At 42.3% G+C, this 18,984-nt stretch carries 13 protein-coding genes; 10 read left to right on the top strand and 3 right to left on the bottom strand.

Annotation, left to right across the window (positions count from 1 at the left end):
- Positions 1 to 128: 128 nt before the first annotated feature.
- A complete protein-coding gene (locus tag ACQKMH_RS17635) occupies positions 129 to 1,322 on the top strand; it encodes a PDZ domain-containing protein (RefSeq protein ID WP_427588766.1) in 1,194 nt (397 codons plus the stop codon).
- A 100-nt stretch (positions 1,323 to 1,422) separates the two neighbouring features.
- Here the strand turns inward: ACQKMH_RS17635 and ACQKMH_RS17630 are convergent, their stop codons facing one another.
- A complete protein-coding gene (locus ACQKMH_RS17630) occupies positions 1,423 to 2,412 on the bottom strand; it encodes an ABC transporter substrate-binding protein (protein WP_427588765.1) in 990 nt (329 codons plus the stop codon).
- A 179-nt stretch (positions 2,413 to 2,591) separates the two neighbouring features.
- On the opposite strand from ACQKMH_RS17630, the gene ACQKMH_RS17625 reads away from it, so the two are divergent.
- Both ACQKMH_RS17625 and ACQKMH_RS17620 read left to right on the top strand, forming a co-directional pair.
- Complete coding sequence (locus tag ACQKMH_RS17625; protein WP_427588764.1) at positions 2,592 to 3,596, top strand: FecCD family ABC transporter permease; 1,005 nt, start codon at positions 2,592 to 2,594, stop codon at positions 3,594 to 3,596.
- A complete protein-coding gene (locus tag ACQKMH_RS17620; protein WP_427588763.1) occupies positions 3,593 to 4,648 on the top strand; it encodes a FecCD family ABC transporter permease in 1,056 nt (351 codons plus the stop codon). The genes ACQKMH_RS17625 and ACQKMH_RS17620 overlap by 4 nt, the downstream gene beginning before the upstream one ends.
- Positions 4,649 to 4,732: 84 nt before the next feature.
- On the opposite strand, the gene ACQKMH_RS17615 is transcribed toward ACQKMH_RS17620, so the two are convergent.
- Together ACQKMH_RS17615 and ACQKMH_RS17610 are read right to left on the bottom strand one after the other, a co-directional pair.
- On the bottom strand, positions 4,733 to 5,266 hold the full coding sequence (locus ACQKMH_RS17615) for a YceI family protein (RefSeq protein ID WP_427588762.1): 534 nt from the start codon (positions 5,264 to 5,266) through the stop codon (positions 4,733 to 4,735).
- 189 nt (positions 5,267 to 5,455) lie between these two features.
- Positions 5,456 to 7,648: an MMPL family transporter gene (locus ACQKMH_RS17610; protein ID WP_427588761.1), complete on the bottom strand. Its 2,193-nt coding sequence runs from the start codon at positions 7,646 to 7,648 to the stop codon at positions 5,456 to 5,458.
- A gap of 271 nt (positions 7,649 to 7,919) precedes the next feature.
- On the opposite strand from ACQKMH_RS17610, the gene ACQKMH_RS17605 reads away from it, so the two are divergent.
- The 7 genes from ACQKMH_RS17605 (at position 7,920) to lgt (ending at position 18,963) form a co-directional block, all read left to right on the top strand.
- Positions 7,920 to 9,527 (top strand): catalase, encoded by a 1,608-nt coding sequence (locus ACQKMH_RS17605; protein WP_427588760.1) that lies wholly within the window; start codon positions 7,920 to 7,922, stop codon positions 9,525 to 9,527.
- Between the two features lie 188 nt (positions 9,528 to 9,715).
- Positions 9,716 to 9,946: a CsbA family protein gene (locus ACQKMH_RS17600; protein WP_034309928.1), complete on the top strand. Its 231-nt coding sequence runs from the start codon at positions 9,716 to 9,718 to the stop codon at positions 9,944 to 9,946.
- Between the two features lie 218 nt (positions 9,947 to 10,164).
- Positions 10,165 to 12,150 (top strand): excinuclease ABC subunit UvrB, encoded by a 1,986-nt coding sequence (uvrB, locus tag ACQKMH_RS17595; RefSeq protein WP_427588759.1) that lies wholly within the window; start codon positions 10,165 to 10,167, stop codon positions 12,148 to 12,150.
- Between the two features lie 6 nt (positions 12,151 to 12,156).
- Complete coding sequence (gene uvrA, locus ACQKMH_RS17590) at positions 12,157 to 15,036, top strand: excinuclease ABC subunit UvrA (protein ID WP_427588758.1); 2,880 nt, start codon at positions 12,157 to 12,159, stop codon at positions 15,034 to 15,036.
- A 230-nt stretch (positions 15,037 to 15,266) separates the two neighbouring features.
- Positions 15,267 to 16,367 carry a DUF4097 family beta strand repeat-containing protein gene (locus ACQKMH_RS17585; protein ID WP_427588757.1) on the top strand — a complete coding sequence of 367 codons (1,101 nt, stop codon included), beginning with the start codon at positions 15,267 to 15,269 and terminating at the stop codon, positions 16,365 to 16,367.
- Positions 16,368 to 17,187: 820 nt separating this feature from the next.
- Complete coding sequence (gene hprK, locus ACQKMH_RS17580) at positions 17,188 to 18,123, top strand: HPr(Ser) kinase/phosphatase (RefSeq protein ID WP_427588756.1); 936 nt, start codon at positions 17,188 to 17,190, stop codon at positions 18,121 to 18,123.
- Positions 18,124 to 18,150: 27 nt separating this feature from the next.
- On the top strand, positions 18,151 to 18,963 hold the full coding sequence (gene lgt, locus ACQKMH_RS17575; protein ID WP_427588755.1) for a prolipoprotein diacylglyceryl transferase: 813 nt from the start codon (positions 18,151 to 18,153) through the stop codon (positions 18,961 to 18,963).
- Positions 18,964 to 18,984 lie beyond the last annotated feature (21 nt).

The following is an 18,984-nucleotide window of genomic DNA, read 5'->3' as shown; positions in this document are numbered from 1 at the left end:
ACCTAAGATAAAGATACTTTTTCTGTATCTTAATAGGCAGGGAGGTTACATTTTTGATAGAATAGGAGGTAACTGACTAGAACGAATTTTACATACTTTTGATTACTTTTGAGGATGGTGGAAAGAAATTGACAACGGATTGGCTGATTGCATGCTTTATAGGATTAGGAAAACTCTTCCTTCATCCTTTGCTTTATGTTTCGATTGCCTATTGTTTATTCATCGGCTATCTCCGCGTTAAACGGGAACGCCATGATTTTAATACGAAGATCTACAGAGTTTCCACGGAGCTGCGTTCAATGTTATTTCAAGGATTGATATGGGGATTCATTCTTTCTTTCCTCACGTTGGCTTCAGGAATCACCATCCCTTTGGCGGCAGTGTATGTCATGGCCGGGGTAACTTTCTTATCCTTACTGACCATGAAAAAGAGGTTTGTTTCACCCGTTTATACAGTGGGGATCACCTTCTTTATCCTTCTCTTTCTATATGATGGAGATATCCAGCTGCCAGTATTTCAGGATGCGTTTAATCAGCTGGATCGATCCGTCTATCCGACACTTGTTATATTGATCGGGTTATTACTGATCGCTGAAGGGTTTTTGATTGTTGGCAATGGAAGTAAAAAGGTCTCCCCGCAGCTGAAGGTATCCAAGAGGGGGCAGCCGATTGGTGTGTATGTTTCACAACGAATCTGGCTAATTCCAATGTTCGTCATGATTCCGGGAGGGCAGCTTCCAGTGCCTTTCGATTGGTATCCGGTTTTTTCAATCGGGGATGTAAACCTGTCGCCGATCATGCTGCCCATTTTAATCGGCTTCAAGCAAAAAGTTCATGGGACGCTTCCGGGACAGGCCATTAGGGCGCAAGGTAAAAAGGTGGGAGCTTTAGGGTTCGTGATTACGGCATTGGCTGTTGTTGGTTACTTCTACCCGCCATTGGCAATCATAACAGCTGTATTGGCGATTCTTGGCCGTGAATTCCTGCATTATTCCCAAAAAGCAATCGATACCAAACTTCCTTTTTATTTTTCAAAAAGCAAGCTTGGTGTTCAGATCTTAGGTGTTATCCCTCATTCTCCGGCGGATAAAATGGGATTAGTTAAAGGCGAGGTCATTTCGAAAATAAATGGTGTCGTCGTCAGGGAAGAAGAAGAGTTATACAGGGCGCTCCAAATTAACCGTGCACATTGCAAGCTTGAGGTCATCGATAATAATGAACAGATCCGGTTTGTGCAAAGAGCGCTATTTGACGGGGAGCATTATGAATTGGGCATCTTGTTCGTTGATGATCAATTAAAGGAAAGTGGACAAGTGGGTTAAAGTCACAAATGACACAGCAGAATGAATGTAAAATAAAACGGCCTTTCTCGAATTCTATATCGAGAAAGGCCGTTTTCAGTAAGATCGCAATCCTATGTTATTACTTTTCCAGCATGATTTTTTCTATATCGTCCAGCATTTTATTAGCTGCAATTACGCCGCCAGATGTATTCCAAGTAGCGTCGCTAACCTCATAAGCTTTTCCATTTTTAACTGCATCAAGGTTTTTCCAAAGTGGATCATTTGTCCATTCTTTTGCAGTGCTTAGGGCTTGTTTGTCGCCTTCAGGAGCGTAAGTGAAGTAGAAGAGAAGATCTCCATCCATTTTAGGGATGACTTCTTTACCTACCTCGATGGCAAGGTTACCTAATTTATTATCTGCAGTGAACAGTTCCTTCTGTTGCTCTGCACGTTTAAATCCTAATTGATCGAAAATCACTCCAGAGAATGAATCCGTGTAATAAATACGAGTAGTTCCAGCCATGAAACGAACAACGGAAACTTCTTGATTTACCTTATCACCCAATTTAGCTTTAAGATCTTCTGTGTGTTTATCGAATTCAGCAATTACGTCGTTCCCTTTATCTTCAAGGTTAACGGCTTTTGCATATAGTTTAAAGTTTTCTTTCCAATCTCCTCTAAGCGTTTCCGAAAAGACGGTAGGGGCGATTGCACTTAATTTATCATATACAGCCTCTTGGCGAATCTTACTTCCGATAATCAAGTCAGGCTTCAGTGATGCGATTTTCTCTAAGTTCACTTCATGTTCAACACCAACAACTTCGACCCCATCCATATCATCTTTAATATGGTCGTACCAAGGGTCACCAAGCCATGATTGAACGGCACCAACAGGTTTAATTCCTAAAGCAAGTAGTGCTTCAGTGCCTTCATTTGTTAGAACGACCACTCTTTTTGGCGCTTTTTTCAATTCAGTAGAACCCATGGCGTGCTCGATTGTATAGCTTGTATCCTCTTTTTTGTCGTCTGCTTTATTTCCTGCTGCTTTATCATCCGAATTTCCGCAAGCTGCAAGAAGGAAGACTGCAAATATAGTAAAAATGGTGAATAATGACTTGATCCTAAACATTTATGTATCCCTCCCAATTTTCAGCAAATGATAATCATTCGCACTTAACAGCCTCATCATAAAATGAATATAGTTTTCTGTCAATATATAATTGAAAATGATTCTCAAAATCGTTGACATAATCCCATTACCACCAGTAAAATATTACTATACAAACGTGATTGGAAAGGTAACTGGATATGCTATTAAAATATACATGGCAGAAATGGATGGGGCTGTTCATTACCATTCTTTTGCTGCTGTTTTTACTGTGCTCAAGCATTGTATACGGTTATACAGATACAACTTGGAAGATGGCCATCGATGCTTTTACCCAGTTCAATGGGACCAATGAACACATTGTCATTCAATCAGTCAGACTTCCTCGTGCCCTGATCGCTTCGGCAATTGGTGCAAGTTTGGCCATCTCGGGGGTTTTGATGCAAACGCTAACTAAAAACCCTCTGGCCTCTCCAGATATATTCGGGGTCAACGCCGGGGCGGGATTGGCGGTTGTCACTGGGGTCACCGTTTTTGGGATAAGCAATCTTCAAGTATTCACATGGCTGTCATTCATAGGGGCGGCCATAGCCGCGATAAGCATATATATGATTGGAAGCATGGGACGCGGCGGCTTGACACCGATGAAGCTGACATTGGCTGGTGCAGCCATGACGGCCATGGTGGCTTCACTTACACAAGGTCTTCTTGTTTCCAATGAGGCACTATTAGATCAAGTTTTGTTCTGGCTTGCTGGATCGGTTTCCGGCAGAAGTTTAGACAATTTAATTGCCGTCCTGCCGTATCTTGTCGTAGGTTGGGGCCTTGCCTTGATCATGTCCGGTAAAATGAATGTGTTATCAATGGGTGAGGATGTTGCAAAAGGCCTTGGACTGAATATAGTTTTCCTTAAACTGGTCCTGGGGCTGGCAATCATCCTGCTCGCTGGCGGATCAGTGGCGGTTGCGGGTCCGATTGGCTTTATAGGAATCGTCGTTCCGCATCTTACCCGTTCTATAGTTGGCATCGATCATCGCTGGTTGATTCCGTTCTCTGGACTTTTCGGGGCGGTGCTTTTGATTGCAGCAGATATCATTTCCAGGTATATCCTGATGCCTCGAGAAGTTCCGGTTGGAGTCATGACAGCCATAATCGGGACCCCATTCTTTATTTACATAGCTAGAAAGGGGTTCAGCGGCCGATGAAGTCATATAAGAACTTTCGTTTATTTAATGAAAAAATATCCTTCATATTGGATAAAAAAGCGATGATTGTGATTTTTATATTATTTTTAGTCACTTCACTAGTGTTTGTGATCAGTACTGGTTTGGGTGAAATGAATATTAATCCGTTAAGTGTCCTCCAAGTTCTTTTCGGAGGGGGAACGGATAGCGATCGTCTAATTATCCAGTCCTTTCGCTTGCCTAGAATAATTGTTGCTCTCTTGGTGGGGATGGGACTTGCTGTAGCTGGAGGAATCCTGCAAGGGATGATTCGAAACCCACTTGCCTCGCCTGATATCTTGGGGATAACAGGTGGAGCCACTGTAGCGGTTGTTGGATTCTTGGCTGTTTTTAGCGATAAGAATCATTCTTTAACGGTGAGTATCAATTGGCTGCCGTTAGCTGCATTCATTGGGGCGACAGTCGTGGCATTCCTTGTTTATTCCTTAGCCTGGAAAAATGGAGTTCCCCCGATAAGGCTTGTGTTGATCGGGATTGGGGTGATGGCTCTAATGAAGGCCCTCACTACGATGATGATGATTCTTGGCCCAGTCTATCAAGCTAGTCAGGCAAACCTTTGGATCACGGGGTCAGTGTCAAACTCCACCTGGAATAATATCGCTGTACTGGCACCATGGACGATTCTTTTCCTTTTAATCGCCTTTCTGTATGCCAGGAATATTAATTTACAGGAGCTAGGCGATGACCTTGCAACAGGGCTTGGTGGACACGTCCAAAAACAGCGGTTTACATTATTGATGATCAGTACGGCTTTGATCGGTGGTTCTACTGCTTTTGCTGGTGGCATAGGTTTTGTCGGATTAATGGCCCCACACATGGCTAGAAGGCTGGTGGGCTCGAGTTTTGGAGTGTTATTGCCTACTTCAGCCCTGCTTGGTGGAATACTCGTTATGGTGGCGGATTTGATTGGACGGACCTTATTCTCACCATTGGAAATACCGGCTGGTGTCTTCACAGCGAGCATCGGGGCACCATACTTCATTTATTTACTTTATAAAACGAGGAATTCGTAAATTCGGTAGCAGTAGAAGGATAGGGTAATGAATACTTGAATAAAAAAGAAGCAGCCATCCAAACGGATCGCTGCTTTTTAATCGTTACGCTTCTTTAGCTACTTCAATTTCGATGGTAAGAGTGATTTGATCCCCGATAAGTACGCCGCCTGTTTCTAATGCCGCGTTATACGTCAAACCATAATCACTGCGTTTAATTTTCCCTTTCCCGCTGAATCCTGCTTTTTCATTTCCCCAAGGATCTTTCCCTTGGCCTTCGAAGGTGATGGCGAAAGTTTCTTCTTGTGTAATCCCATTAAGGGTTACATTTCCTGTTACATCGTATTCATCGTCATCCGTTTTCACTATTTTTGTAGATTGGAACGTTAATGTAGGATTTTTTTCTACGTCAAAAAAGTCAGCTGAACGCAAGTGATTATCCCGATCTGCATTGCGAGTGTCAATACTTGCCACATCTACGGTAAAATCGATATCTGCAGTCGTTAGATCCAATGGATTTGCTGAAATGTTTGCCTCGAATTTATTAAAACTTCCTTTTACTTTAGCGATCATCATATGTTTTACAGAAAATTCAATAGCACTGTGAGTTGGGTCGATTGTCCATTTTGTATTTGTCATGGTTATTCCTCCTAATTATTAATCTTTAATTTATATATCTTTAATTTGAGATATTTGAACTTAATGTAATTATAAGAGTTGAAAGTAATAGTGTCAACTGATTTTTTCCCTTAATTTAGAAAACATGTAAAAACCCTGTGCACCATAGAGGCACAGGGTTTTTAGGAAAAGGGAAAGTCTAACCCTCTATTAATTGGCATGTTCATTCTCTTCATGGTGTTTGGCTTTACTCGGCCAAAAGGCACGACGGCCAAGGAGCGCGGTAATTGCAGGAACCAGGAATGGACGGACGATGAATGTGTCCATTAACACACCTAAAGCAGTAATCAGTCCGAATTGAACCAATACTTGAATCGGCAGTGTAGCAAGAACGGAAAAAGTGGCCGCTAAGATGATTCCGGCTGATGTAATGACACCGCTAGTTTCGGCAACTCCTTCTTTAATGGCCTGCTTGATTGGCCTCGTCTTTTTCTTCCGCCAAATGCTCGAAACCATGAAAATATTATAATCTTCTCCTAATGCAACGAGGAACACGAATGAATATAGTGGAATTGTTCCTTCGATGGCGTCCACTCCCATGAAGTGGTGCAAGATTATCCAACCTAAGCCCATGGCTGCAAAGAAAGAGAGAATCACAGTTCCCATTAAATAAACCATGGCTGTTATCGATCGCAAGTAGGCTAAAAGAAGCAAGGAAATCAAGACGATGATAATCGGGATAATCATGAATTCATCGGCTTTTACCGTATTCCTTTTATCAAATTGAGTTGCAGTTTGCCCGCCAATCCATACCTTTTCACCGACGGAAGTGACATTGGCCGCTTTCAATTCTTTCTCCGCAATGGTGCGAATATCCGGAATAGAATCAATGGCCTCAATATCATATGGGTTTATGTTGAATGTGACTTCATATGACTGCAGATCTTTATTGGATTTACTATTAACGGGATCTGCAACACTTTCAACGATTTTCATCTCTTTTAATGATGCCGCTAAATCAATATCCTTACCATCTGAATCGACAACCACTGTGACTGGCGCCATTTCGCCTGGTGAGTACGAGTCGGAAATGACAGCATAGCCTTCTCGGGAGTTCATATCTTCAGGGAATGAAGAGAGAATATCATATGAATATTTTATTTGCGAAGAATATCCAGCTAAAACACTAAAGATGATCAAACATGCAAGAATGACAGTCCATGGCTTGGTTGTGACGATATGACCAAGCCAATTACCGATGCGGCCCGTTTCTTTATGCTTTTTAACGGTTTTTCCTTTTTTCTTAGCCCGTGCTTCTTCCATTTCTGGTGTGCGTGGAACAACCGGGTAGAACGAAGCCCTCCCGAATATAGAAAGCAATGCCGGTACAAGTGTTAAAGCTGCCACCATCATGATTAAGATGGACAAGGCAAAGGGTACGGCGAACCGGTGATACGCTCCGTATTTCGCTACAAGCAATGTTAATAGGGAGATGACAATCGTAAGGCCGCTCATCGCAATTGCGCCGGACGAATCTTTAAATGCGGCAATCATCGCTTCCCGTTTACTTTCATGATTTCTTAATTCACTTCTGTAGTGAGAAATTAAAAATAGACAATAATCCGTTCCAGCACCGAATAATAATACGGTCATGATTGAAATAGCTTGTGAATCGACAGTGATCCAACCATGGTCTGCCATGAATCCAAGAATCGGACTTGTGACCAGATAGGCGAAGCCTACTCCGATTAGAGGAATGATGGCTAAAAGCGGGGAGCGGTAAATGAGTAATAAGACGACAAGTACAAGTATTACGGTTGCTAAAAGCAATTGGAAATCAGCACCTGAAAATAATCCCGTTGCATCGACGGATATCCCTACAGGGCCTGTTACACGAAGGGATAATTCATCTGAATCTATCGGGACCTTGAACGGGTCTGTTCCAATACGTTCTGAAACGATTTCATTAATGCTTTCAAGATTTTTTTCCAGAAGGGCAGTCTCGGTCTTTTCTTTAAAGAAGAGCGGCTGTACGAAAGTCATGCCATCTTCTGAAACGGACCCATGCAGAGCGGGCAATGGGATTTCATGAAGCGGTGGTAAAAAAGATTGCTGAGTCAGTGGATGATCTGTCAGCTCTTTGGAAAGGTACTGGATTTCGGTCAAGTCGGCTTCTGTCAGTCCGCCTTCCCGATGCCATGTCAGTAAGGCTGGAATCCCTGAGGAATTGGGGAACTTTTCTTTAATAAGTTCATCAGCCACGACAGAAGCTGAGTCTGCAGGCAAGTCCGCGGCATTATTTGCTGTTCGATCCTTTACGTCAGGCAATGTGAGTGTTAATAGTATTGCTGCAATTATCCATACAGCAATGACAACCCAGCGACTGGTTTTTCCAGTCATCATCCTGCTAAGTCTTCCTAATATTGATTCGTCCAATGAGGTTACCTCGCTTTTGATTTATTTTTGTCCTTACTTCATTATAATGGCGTCCTGTTGACTTATACAAAAATGGGTATGCTCATTCAAAGCTTTTCATCCTTATTATGAAACTTAGTAGGTGGAATGAAAATATACTCATTTCCATATAGGAAAAAAGCACTCATTTGATTAATGGTATGTAAATATGAAGTTTGGAGAGTTAAATATAGGGAATTGGGGAAAGTAAAGTAGTATTATGGCTTTTATTAACAGAGGAGGGATTTTTTTGTCCGATAAATCCAAAAAAGCAAATGATGAATCTAATGAAACATTAACGAACAGGCAAGGGCACCCTGTAACGAACAACCAGAGCATTCGAACTGTGGGGAACAGAGGACCAAGTACCTTGGAGAACTATGACTTCCTGGAAAAGATCAGTCACTTCGATAGGGAGCGCATTCCGGAACGGGTCGTGCATGCCCGTGGTGCAGGTGCCCATGGTTACTTTGTTCCGACTGGTAAAGCGGGGGACGAGCCGATTTCAAAATATACGAGAGCGAAAGTCTTTCAGGAGGAAGGTAAAAAAACACCGGTATTCGTGAGATTTTCATCTGTAATCCATGGAGGGACATCCCCGGAAACGCTGCGTGACCCTAGGGGATTTGCCGTTAAATTTTATACGGAGGACGGAAACTGGGATCTTGTGGGGAATAACCTGAAAATTTTCTTTATCCGGGATGCCATGAAATTCCCTGATTTAATTCATGCCTTCAAACCGGATCCGGTCACGAATATTCAGGATGGCAGAAGGATTTTCGATTTTTGCTCCAGCTCACCGGAAACATTTCATATGGTCACATTTGTATTCTCCCCTTGGGGCATTCCAGCCAATTACCGAATGATGCAAGGGTCGGGCGTCAATACTTATAAATGGGTGAATGAAGAGGGCAAAGCTGTACTTGTCAAGTATCATTGGGAACCGAAACAAGGGATCAAGAACTTGACACAGAAAGAGGCCAATGAAATTCAAGCAACGAATTTCAATCATGCCACACAGGACTTATATGAAGCGATTGAACGTGGGGAATATCCGGAATGGGATTTAAACGTACAGATCATGAGTGATGATAATCATCCTGAGTTGGATTTTGATCCGCTGGATGATACGAAGATCTGGCCGAAAGATGAGTTCCCATGGCTGCATGTCGGTACGATGGTATTGAATAAAAATCCGGAGGACTATTTCACTGAAGTCGAACAAGCTGCATTCGGGACGGGCGTCTTGGTGGACGGGCTGGACTTCTCCGATGACAAAATGTTACAAGGACGTACATTCTCTTATTCTGATACACAACGTCACCGTGTTGGAGCAAATTATCTTCAATTGCCGATTAATGCTCCAAAGAAACCAACAGCCACGAATCAGACTGGCGGCCAGATGCAATATGAAGTTGGCAGAGGCAATCAAAGTCCTCACATCAACTATGAGCCATCAACTGTAGGAGGGTTGAAGGAAGCCGAACAAACGGGTAAAGAGCATACACCATTTGTAGAAGGAAAACTGGTCCGTGAAACAATAGATCGCCAAAGCAATACGAAACAGGCTGGTGAAACATATCGTGAATTTGAAGATTGGGAAAGAGATGATTTAATCTCCAATTTAGTATCGGCATTAGCTCCGGCAGACCCGCGCATTCAAGAAAAAATGATAGCTCTTGCTGCAGAGGCTGATGAAGAATATGGCCGCAGACTAAAAGAGGGCCTAGCTTCAGCTTCTGAACATACGAATTCTTCAAAGCCTCTAGGTGGAACGGATAACCCAGAGGATGCAGAAAGAAAAGGACATGAAGCAGATCCATATTGATTGGTCAAAAAAAGAAGCAACTCCTTTTAAAGGGGTTGGCTTCCTTTTTTTATGGGAATAATTGAGTGGATGGCTGGAACGTTCTTCTGAAGATGATATGAAATCAAGCAGGAAATAGATTGGCAAAAAACTTCATAATCATTTAAACTGAAACTACTCTATTTTTCTCTTATAAAGGAGATGATAAAATGATTAAAATTCTTTCTGCCCTTTTCCTTCCTTGTCTACTTGTCATGTTATTTTCAAGGGTTACCTATAACAATGTCGTGGGACTTGTTTTAACTGTTGCCTTGATTACAGCTTCTGCATATAAAGGTTATACGCATACAAACTTATTGATCATCGTTGATGCATTATCCCTGACAGTGGGATTTTGGTTATCGAAAAGAATGATGAAACGAACATCCAAGAGCGCCTGACATCAAAGGTGCTTTTTTTGTACTCAACTTGCATTTACACTCCAACGCCCATAGAGTTCACAATCTAAAAGTAGAATGGACGTTCGCTTATTGCTGGTTTGTTTTGAGGCAATTGTGGTAGAATGTGTATATATACATTCTTAAACCGGAATAAATAGAAGGGATATGGTCATGTCCCGTTTTTCATATAAAAATATTTCAATAGGAGGCTATGCTTGGTGAAGGATAAATTTGAGTTAGTCTCAAAATACTCTCCTCAAGGGGATCAACCTGCAGCAATTGAAATGCTTGTCGATGGGATTAAAGAAGGAAAGGAAATGCAGACATTATTGGGGGCGACGGGGACAGGGAAAACGTTCACCGTTTCCAATGTGATTCAGCAAATCAATAAACCGACCCTTGTCATCGCCCACAATAAAACGTTGGCAGGGCAACTTTACAGTGAGTTCAAAGAGTTTTTCCCTAATAATGCCGTCGAATATTTCGTTAGCTATTATGATTACTATCAGCCAGAGGCTTATGTTCCATCCACTGATACATTCATCGAAAAAGATGCAAGCATCAACGATGAGATCGATAAACTGCGTCACTCGGCAACTTCATCTTTGTTCGAAAGGAAAGATGTCATCATCATTGCCAGTGTATCGTGCATTTATGGTCTGGGTTCCCCTGAAGAGTACCGTGAGATGGTCGTTTCTCTCCGAACGGGCATGGAAATAGACCGAAATGCATTGTTGCACAGACTTGTGGATATTCAATATGAACGAAATGATATTGCCTTTCAACGGGGGACTTTCCGCGTTCGCGGCGATGTGGTCGAAATCTTCCCGGCCTCCCGCGATGAACATTGCGTACGGGTCGAGTTTTTCGGGGATGAGATTGACCGTATCCGTGAAGTCGATGCCCTTACTGGTGAAATCACTGGTGAACGCGAACATATTGCTATTTTCCCGGCTTCCCATTTCGTAACCCGCGAAGAGAAAATGAGGGTAGCCATCCAAAATATCGAGATTGAACTGGAAGAACGATTGAAGGAATTAAGGGAAGATGAGAAATTGCTTGAAGCCCAGCGCTTGGAGCAACGGACCCGTTATGATTTGGAAATGATGCGGGAAATGGGCTTTTGTTCAGGGATCGAGAACTATTCCCGACATTTAACGCTTCGTCCGGCAGGTGCGACGCCGTACACGTTAATAGATTATTTTCCTGAAGACTTTCTGCTGGTCGTGGATGAGTCGCACGTAACCCTTTCTCAAATCAGGGGCATGTTCAATGGAGATCAGGCACGTAAGCAAGTACTCGTCGATCATGGCTTCCGTCTGCCGTCTGCAAAAGATAACCGTCCGCTAAGATTTGAAGAATTTGAAAAAAAGGTCCATCAATCGATATTCGTTTCGGCAACTCCGGGACCATATGAACTTGAGCATACACCAGAAATGGTTCAGCAGATTATCCGTCCTACCGGCTTGCTGGATCCAACGATTGAAGTACGGCCAATTGAAGGGCAGATAGATGACTTGATTGGTGAAATACAGGATCGGGTGAAAAAGAACGAACGTGTCCTCATTACGACATTAACGAAAAAGATGTCTGAAGACTTAACTGATTATTTAAAGGAAATAGGCATCAAGGTCCAATACCTTCATTCGGAAGTGAAAACCCTAGAAAGGATAGAAATCATCCGGGAGCTGCGAATGGGCAAATATGATGTATTGGTTGGAATCAATCTTTTACGAGAAGGATTGGATATTCCGGAAGTTTCATTAGTGACCATTCTGGATGCCGATAAAGAAGGATTCCTTCGCTCGGAAAGATCGCTAATTCAGACGATGGGCCGCGCCGCCCGTAATGCCAACGGTCACGTCATCATGTATGCAGACCGCATCACGAATTCGATGGAACTTGCCATTAATGAAACGAAACGACGCCGTGAAATTCAGGAAAATTATAATAATGTGCATGGAATACTGCCACAAACCATTCAAAAGGATATCCGAGATTCCATCAAGGCTACTCATGTAGCGGAAGAAGGAGAAGCGTACAAAGAGGATCTTGCACCAAGCCTCGCCAAGCTTCCTAAGAAAGAGCGTATGAAAGTGATGGCAAGCATGGAAAAAGAAATGAAGGAAGCGGCAAAGGCACTGGACTTCGAGCGAGCTGCCGAGCTGCGTGATTTATTACTAGAGTTAAAAGCGGAAGGGTGACGAAACATGGCAATGGATAAGATTGTGATAAAAGGCGCCAGGGCCAATAATTTAAAGAATATCGATATCACGATACCGAGAGACAAACTTGTCGTGCTAACTGGATTGTCCGGATCCGGAAAGTCCTCCTTGGCTTTTGATACGATTTATGCAGAAGGGCAAAGGCGTTATGTAGAATCACTGTCTGCTTATGCGCGTCAATTTTTAGGTCAAGTGGATAAACCGGATGTCGATGCAATTGAAGGTTTGTCACCAGCCATTTCCATAGACCAGAAAACGACCAGTCGAAATCCTCGTTCAACCGTAGGGACTGTTACGGAAATCTATGATTATTTAAGGCTGTTATATGCACGGGTCGGCAGGCCGACCTGTCCGATCCATCATATAGAGATTACCTCCCAAACGATTGAGCAAATGGTGGACCGCATTTTGGATTACCCTGAGCGAACCAAGCTTCAGGTATTGGCACCGCTTGTCTCAGGCAGAAAAGGGACACATGCAAAAGTTTTGGAGGAAGTTAAGAAACAAGGATATGTCCGCATCCGTGTAAACGGGGAAATGCATGATCTTAGTGAAGAAATCAATCTCGAAAAGAATAAAAAACATTCAATTGAAGTCATTATAGACAGGATCGTCATTAAAGAGGGTGTCATGGCAAGGCTTGCAGATTCATTGGAAAGTGCTCTGAAGCTTGGCGAAGGCAAAGTCATCATTGACGTTATGGGTGAAGAAGAACTGCTGTTCAGTGAACATCATGCTTGCCCATACTGCGGCTTTTCAATTGAAGAGTTAGAGCCAAGAATGTTCTCCTTCAATAGCCCGTTTGGAGCCTGTCCGGATTGTGATGGCTTGGGAGCAAGGCTTGAAGTGGATCGAGATCTGGTCATACCGGATAAGGAGTTAAGCCTACGTCAAAATGCAATTGCACCATGGGAGCCGACAAGCTCACAATATTATCCTCAGCTTCTTGAAGCGGTAGCCAACCATTATGAAATAGATATGGATGTGCCCGTTAAGGATTTACCGGAAGAGAAGATGGAGAAGGTCTTGCTTGGTTCAGGCAAAGATAAGATATATTTCCGTTATAAAAATGATTTTGGAAGAGTGCAAGAAGGATATATTCCTTTTGAAGGAGTTTTAAGAAATATCGAAAGGCGCTTCAAGGAGACGAGTTCAGACTATATTCGGGAGCAAATGCAGAAATATATGTCAGAACACCACTGTCCAACCTGTAAGGGTCATCGATTGAAAAAAGAAAGTCTTTCTGTGCTCATTCAAGGTGTCCATATAAGTGAAACGACAGCTTTATCAGTGGAAGATGCGTTAGTATTTTTCGATGAGCTTGACTTGACGGAAAAGGAAGCTGCAATTGCGAGATTGATTTTACGTGAAATTCGCGAGCGGCTTGGTTTCCTGGCTAATGTAGGCTTGGAATATTTGACGTTAAGCAGGGCAGCGGGAACATTATCAGGCGGCGAAGCGCAGCGTATACGATTGGCAACGCAGATCGGTTCCCGATTGACGGGAGTCCTGTACATTTTAGATGAACCTTCAATTGGGCTGCATCAGCGTGATAACGATCGATTAATTGAAACGCTGAAAAATATGCGCGAGATCGGTAACACACTGATTGTCGTTGAACACGATGAAGATACAATGCTTGCAGCCGATTATTTGATCGATGTTGGCCCTGGAGCAGGTGCACATGGAGGGGAAATAGTGGCCGCTGGTACACCGGAAGAGGTCATGAATAATCCTAAATCATTAACGGGTCAATATTTAGCAGGGAAGAAGTTCATTCCATTGCCTTTGGAACGCCGGAAAAATGATGGGCGTGTCATTGAAATAAAAGGTGCCAAGGAAAATAATTTGAAAAACGTTAATGTGAAATTCCCTCTTGGAGTCTTTACAGCTGTTACTGGAGTCTCGGGGTCAGGGAAAAGTACATTGGTGAATGAGATTCTCCATAAGTCATTGGCTCAAAAACTGAACCGGGCAAAATCTAGACCAGGGGACTTTCGTGAGATTAAAGGGATCGAACACTTAGATAAAGTCATTGATATTGACCAATCACCGATAGGTAGAACCCCTCGATCAAATCCAGCTACCTATACAGGGGTATTCGATGATGTTCGTGACGTTTTTGCTTCAACTAATGAAGCGAAGATACGCGGTTATAAAAAAGGACGGTTCAGCTTCAATGTGAAGGGTGGTCGCTGTGAAGCATGCCGTGGTGATGGCATTATCAAGATTGAAATGCATTTTCTTCCTGATGTCTATGTACCATGTGAAATCTGTCATGGGAAACGTTATAACCGGGAGACGCTTGAAGTGAAATATAAAGGGAAAAACATTTCCGACATTCTTGATATGACAGTTGAGGAAGGTGTTAGTTTCTTTGAGAATATCCCGAAAATCAAACGGAAGCTACAAACGATTTTTGACGTTGGCTTGGGATATATCAAGCTTGGACAGCCAGCTACCACTTTATCAGGCGGTGAAGCGCAAAGGGTTAAACTCGCTTCTGAATTGCATCGCCGTTCCACTGGTCGCTCCTTTTATATCTTGGATGAACCGACTACAGGACTACATGTCCATGATATAGCAAGGTTGCTCGAAGTCCTGCAGCGGCTGGTTGATAATGGGGATACCGTTTTAGTGATTGAGCATAATCTGGATGTCATTAAGACGGCGGACCATATTATTGATTTAGGTCCAGAAGGCGGAGATAAGGGTGGAACGATCGTCACTTATGGAACACCAGAAAAAATATGTGAAGTTTCCGATTCATACACGGGGAAATATTTAAAACCTGTACTTACACGTGATCAAATTCGCATGGAAAATTGGATTGAAGAAAAAGAACAGGAGCATGAACATGCTTAAAAGAACAAGCCTGCGGGCTTGTTTTTTTGTAGAAAAATGACAGTGTGAAATTAATCAATCATTTGATTAAATACTGCATAAACAGGATATTTCCGGGGAAATTATACTTTTTCCTTTGAGAATCTTGTCATATTACTTTGTCGATTGATGGGAAAAACGGCATTTATGAAACTTTTTAGATATCTAGGCGTATGTATGAATAACATGATAGAAGAAAGCGAGGAATGTTCATGCAGGAGGAAAGAAAGAAGATTTTAGAAATGATTCAAGATGGCAAGTTAACAGCCGAAGAAGCCATGGGCCTTTTAGAAGATTTAGAAAAAGCTAGTCAGGAAAGTGAAGCTAAAGAGCAGAAACTACAAAATGAATTATCGACGGTTGTCGTGGATAAGAAAAGCGAAGGAAGTACTCAGGATACGTTTAAGAAGAATATCCAGTCATCGAAGGAAAAGATTATTGATTTCGTTGAAAGTGCTTTTAAGAAAATAAAAGAAACGGACCTTGATTTCAATTTCGGGAAATCTGTGGAAGTCAGTCATATTTTCCAGCATGATTATGATTTCCTCAATGAAGTTGATGTAGATATAGCCAATGGGAAAGTGAAAATTGCTACATGGAATCAGAAGGATGTTCGGGTTGAATGCCATGCTAAGGTATACCGGGTGGAAGATATAGAAGAAGCGAGAAAAAACTTTTTAGAAGAAGTTGAATTTTCGATTGAAGATGGAAAGATGAAGTTCAAGGTTCGGGAAAAAGCCATTAAAGTCGATACGATCATGTACATTCCTAGGAAGGAATATGAGGACATTCATGTAAGACTGTTCAATGGTGCCATCACGACTGAATCATTGAAATCAGAGAACCTTAAAGCAAAAACCGCGAATGGTGCCATTCATATCATGCAAGGAAAAGGTGATTCGTGTGAGCTCGAAACGGGTAACGGGATGATCACCATTTCAGATACAAACTTTAATGACTTGGAAGCCGAAACTTTGAATGGAGCCATAAATGCCGCTGGGTACTTCAAGAAACTGGATGTCCAAACTTTTAATGGTGAAATCGTCTGTTCGAACTTTGGGATGGATTGTGACTCTATACATGCGAAGTCAATTACTGGAAAAGTCAAGCTTATCCTGCCCCCTGGTAAGGCCATTGAGGGAGAGTTAAAATCTAATTTAGGAAGTTTTAACGTAAGTTTGGAGGGAATGACCATCATCGAAGAGAAGAGCGATGTGGTTCAAAAGGTTCTTAAGTTTAAAACGGTTAAAGAAGAGGTTCCTGTGCTTCATGTTTTTGCAGAAACCAAGACTGCAGCGATAACGGTTTCCTGAAGAAAAAGAAAGCCAGCCAAATTAACTTGGCTGGTACAGTTTTTAGACAAAAGGGTTTTGGAATGGTCCCATTCCAAAACCCTTTTTCTGCATCGACAATTTTTAAGTCCCCCTAACGTTGTCCAACTCATTCCATGCTTTCTTTTGCATTTGCGAATACGCACTCAATTGTTTCTTTGTGTTTCTAAAAACCATTTCGGTCTGAAGAGCATGGAATGAGTGAGCAAACTGTTTTGTACGTTATCATTTAGATAGAACCATTTTGCCTACACTTTGTCGTTGATTCGACACATGTGAAGGCGAATCTACACAAATTTGAAAAGAAAATTGCTCGAAAAGAAACGCGTGCTTATCAGAATTTATCCGAAATGAGATTAACCCAAGACCCTCAATACCACGAAAAAAAAAGCCAATCTTTCCAGAAAGGTTCGAGGGTGACGGAAGGTACGAGACTCCTGGGAAAAGCGTATCCAAGGGAGGCCCCGCATGCGCAAGGAGAGCCGATAATGCTCCTTGACCGTTCGCGGAAAGCGAGTGCCTGGAGTGGAAAAGAACATTCAAATGGAACAAACCCACAACCGGTTAAACCCTCAAATATAACTGTCGGGCTTTCTTTTACATTGTAATCATACGAGCGGAAGTAGCAGGTATGTTCATCTCATCTCTTTCCTGTCATTGGTCTGTTCTCGCTCTTATCATCCGGGTGAGTGAATAAAAAAACAATAAATCGATAGTGCTTTGTTTGGTTATTAACAGAAAAATGCTAAAATAGAAAAAGTATCTCTAAAAAATAGCATCGCTCCTAAAGGAGGAAAGATATATGGCAAAAGTCCGTACAAAAGATATAGTAGAAGCGTTCGGTCTAGAACTTATCAGTGGAGAAGAAGGAATTAACCGGCCAATTGTCACAAGTGATTTATCTCGTCCAGGACTTGAGATAGCTGGTTTTTTTGATTATTATCCCGCAGATCGAGTACAGCTATTAGGTATGACGGAGATGTCCTTTTTTAATCGGCTGAATGAACCAGATCGAATACAGAGGATGGAAGAGTTATGCAGGGACTTTACTCCAGGCATCATCATTACGCGTGGACAGGAAGTGCCTATTGAGTTGATTGAAGCTTCAGAGCGGGAATCCGTTCCTGTGATGAGATCTAATATGAAGACGACACGTTTATACAGCCGTCTGACCAATTTCCTTGAAAGTAGATTGGCACCAACCACAGCTGTTCATGGTGTATTGGTGGATATTTATGGATTAGGTGTGTTGATTACCGGGAAAAGCGGTGTTGGTAAAAGTGAGACAGCTCTTGAATTAGTGAAACGGGGTCATCGTCTAGTTGCTGATGATTGCGTCGAAATCCGCCAGGAAGATCAAGATACGCTGGTCGGGAATGCACCCGATTTGATTGAACACCTTCTTGAAATAAGAGGATTGGGAATCATAAATGTAATGACTCTATTTGGAGCTGGTGCAGTCCGTAGTAATAAAAAGATTTCAATCGTCATCAGTTTGGAACTTTGGGAAAAAAACAAGCAATATGACCGGGTTGGTCTTGATGAAGAAAAAATGAAAATCATCGATACGGAAGTGACGAAGATTACCGTGCCCGTTCGTCCTGGTCGAAATTTGGCTGTTATTATTGAAGTGGCAGCGATGAATTATCGACTGAAACGAATGGGAGTAAATGCTGCAGAACAGTTTTCTGATCGCTTGAATCATGCGATTGCAGATCCGGAGCATGATGAATTTTAAAAGGTATAAAGGAAAAGAGGGGACAATATGGAACAGGGAATACAGCCACTGAATCCAATCGCTATTGATCTTGGTCCTATTCAGGTGCATTGGTATGGACTGATCATCGGTTTCGGTGTGTTACTTGGTCTTATTATTGCTTTAAGGGAATGTGAGCGAAGAGGTCTTGATAAGGAAATATTTACAGATTTGATTTTGTTCGCCGTCCCTATCGCAATCATTTGTGCACGTATTTATTATGTCATTTTCCAGTGGGAGTACTATTCACAAAACCCAGGGGATATCATAAAAATATGGAATGGCGGAATTGCCATACACGGAGCGCTGATTGGATCGGTGTTGACCGTTATTGTTTTTGCCAAGGTCAAGAAAGTCTCATTTTGGAAGCTGGTGGATATTGCAGCACCAAGCTTATTGTTGGGGCAGGCGATTGGCCGTTGGGGTAATTTCATGAATCAGGAAGCGCATGGAGGAGAAATTACAAGGTCATTCCTTGAAAATATGCACTTGCCTGAATTCATCATTAATCAAATGTACATAAACGGTACTTATTATCACCCAACCTTTTTGTATGAATCGATTTGGAATCTCATCGGTGTAATTATCCTCTTAAGTTTGCGGAAAGTGAACTTGCGCAGGGGTGAACTATTTTTAACATATGTATTATGGTATTCCATCGGCCGCTTTTACATTGAGGGATTGCGGACGGATAGTTTGATGCTGACGGAGTCGCTGCGCATCGCACAAGTGATCTCCATTGTATTAGTAATTGTGGCCATTGCCTTATTGGTCTACAGAAGGGTCAGTGGGAAGGCAGTCAAAAGATATTTAGATGCATAGGGAATATGTGTAAAGGGAGAG

Origin of the sequence: Peribacillus sp. NPDC097895 (genome assembly GCF_050277555.1) — a bacterium.
In the GTDB taxonomy this organism is placed as follows: domain Bacteria; phylum Bacillota; class Bacilli; order Bacillales; family DSM-1321; genus Peribacillus.
Note: the sequence above shows the minus strand (reverse complement) of the source record. Positions and strands in the feature narration are given on the sequence as shown.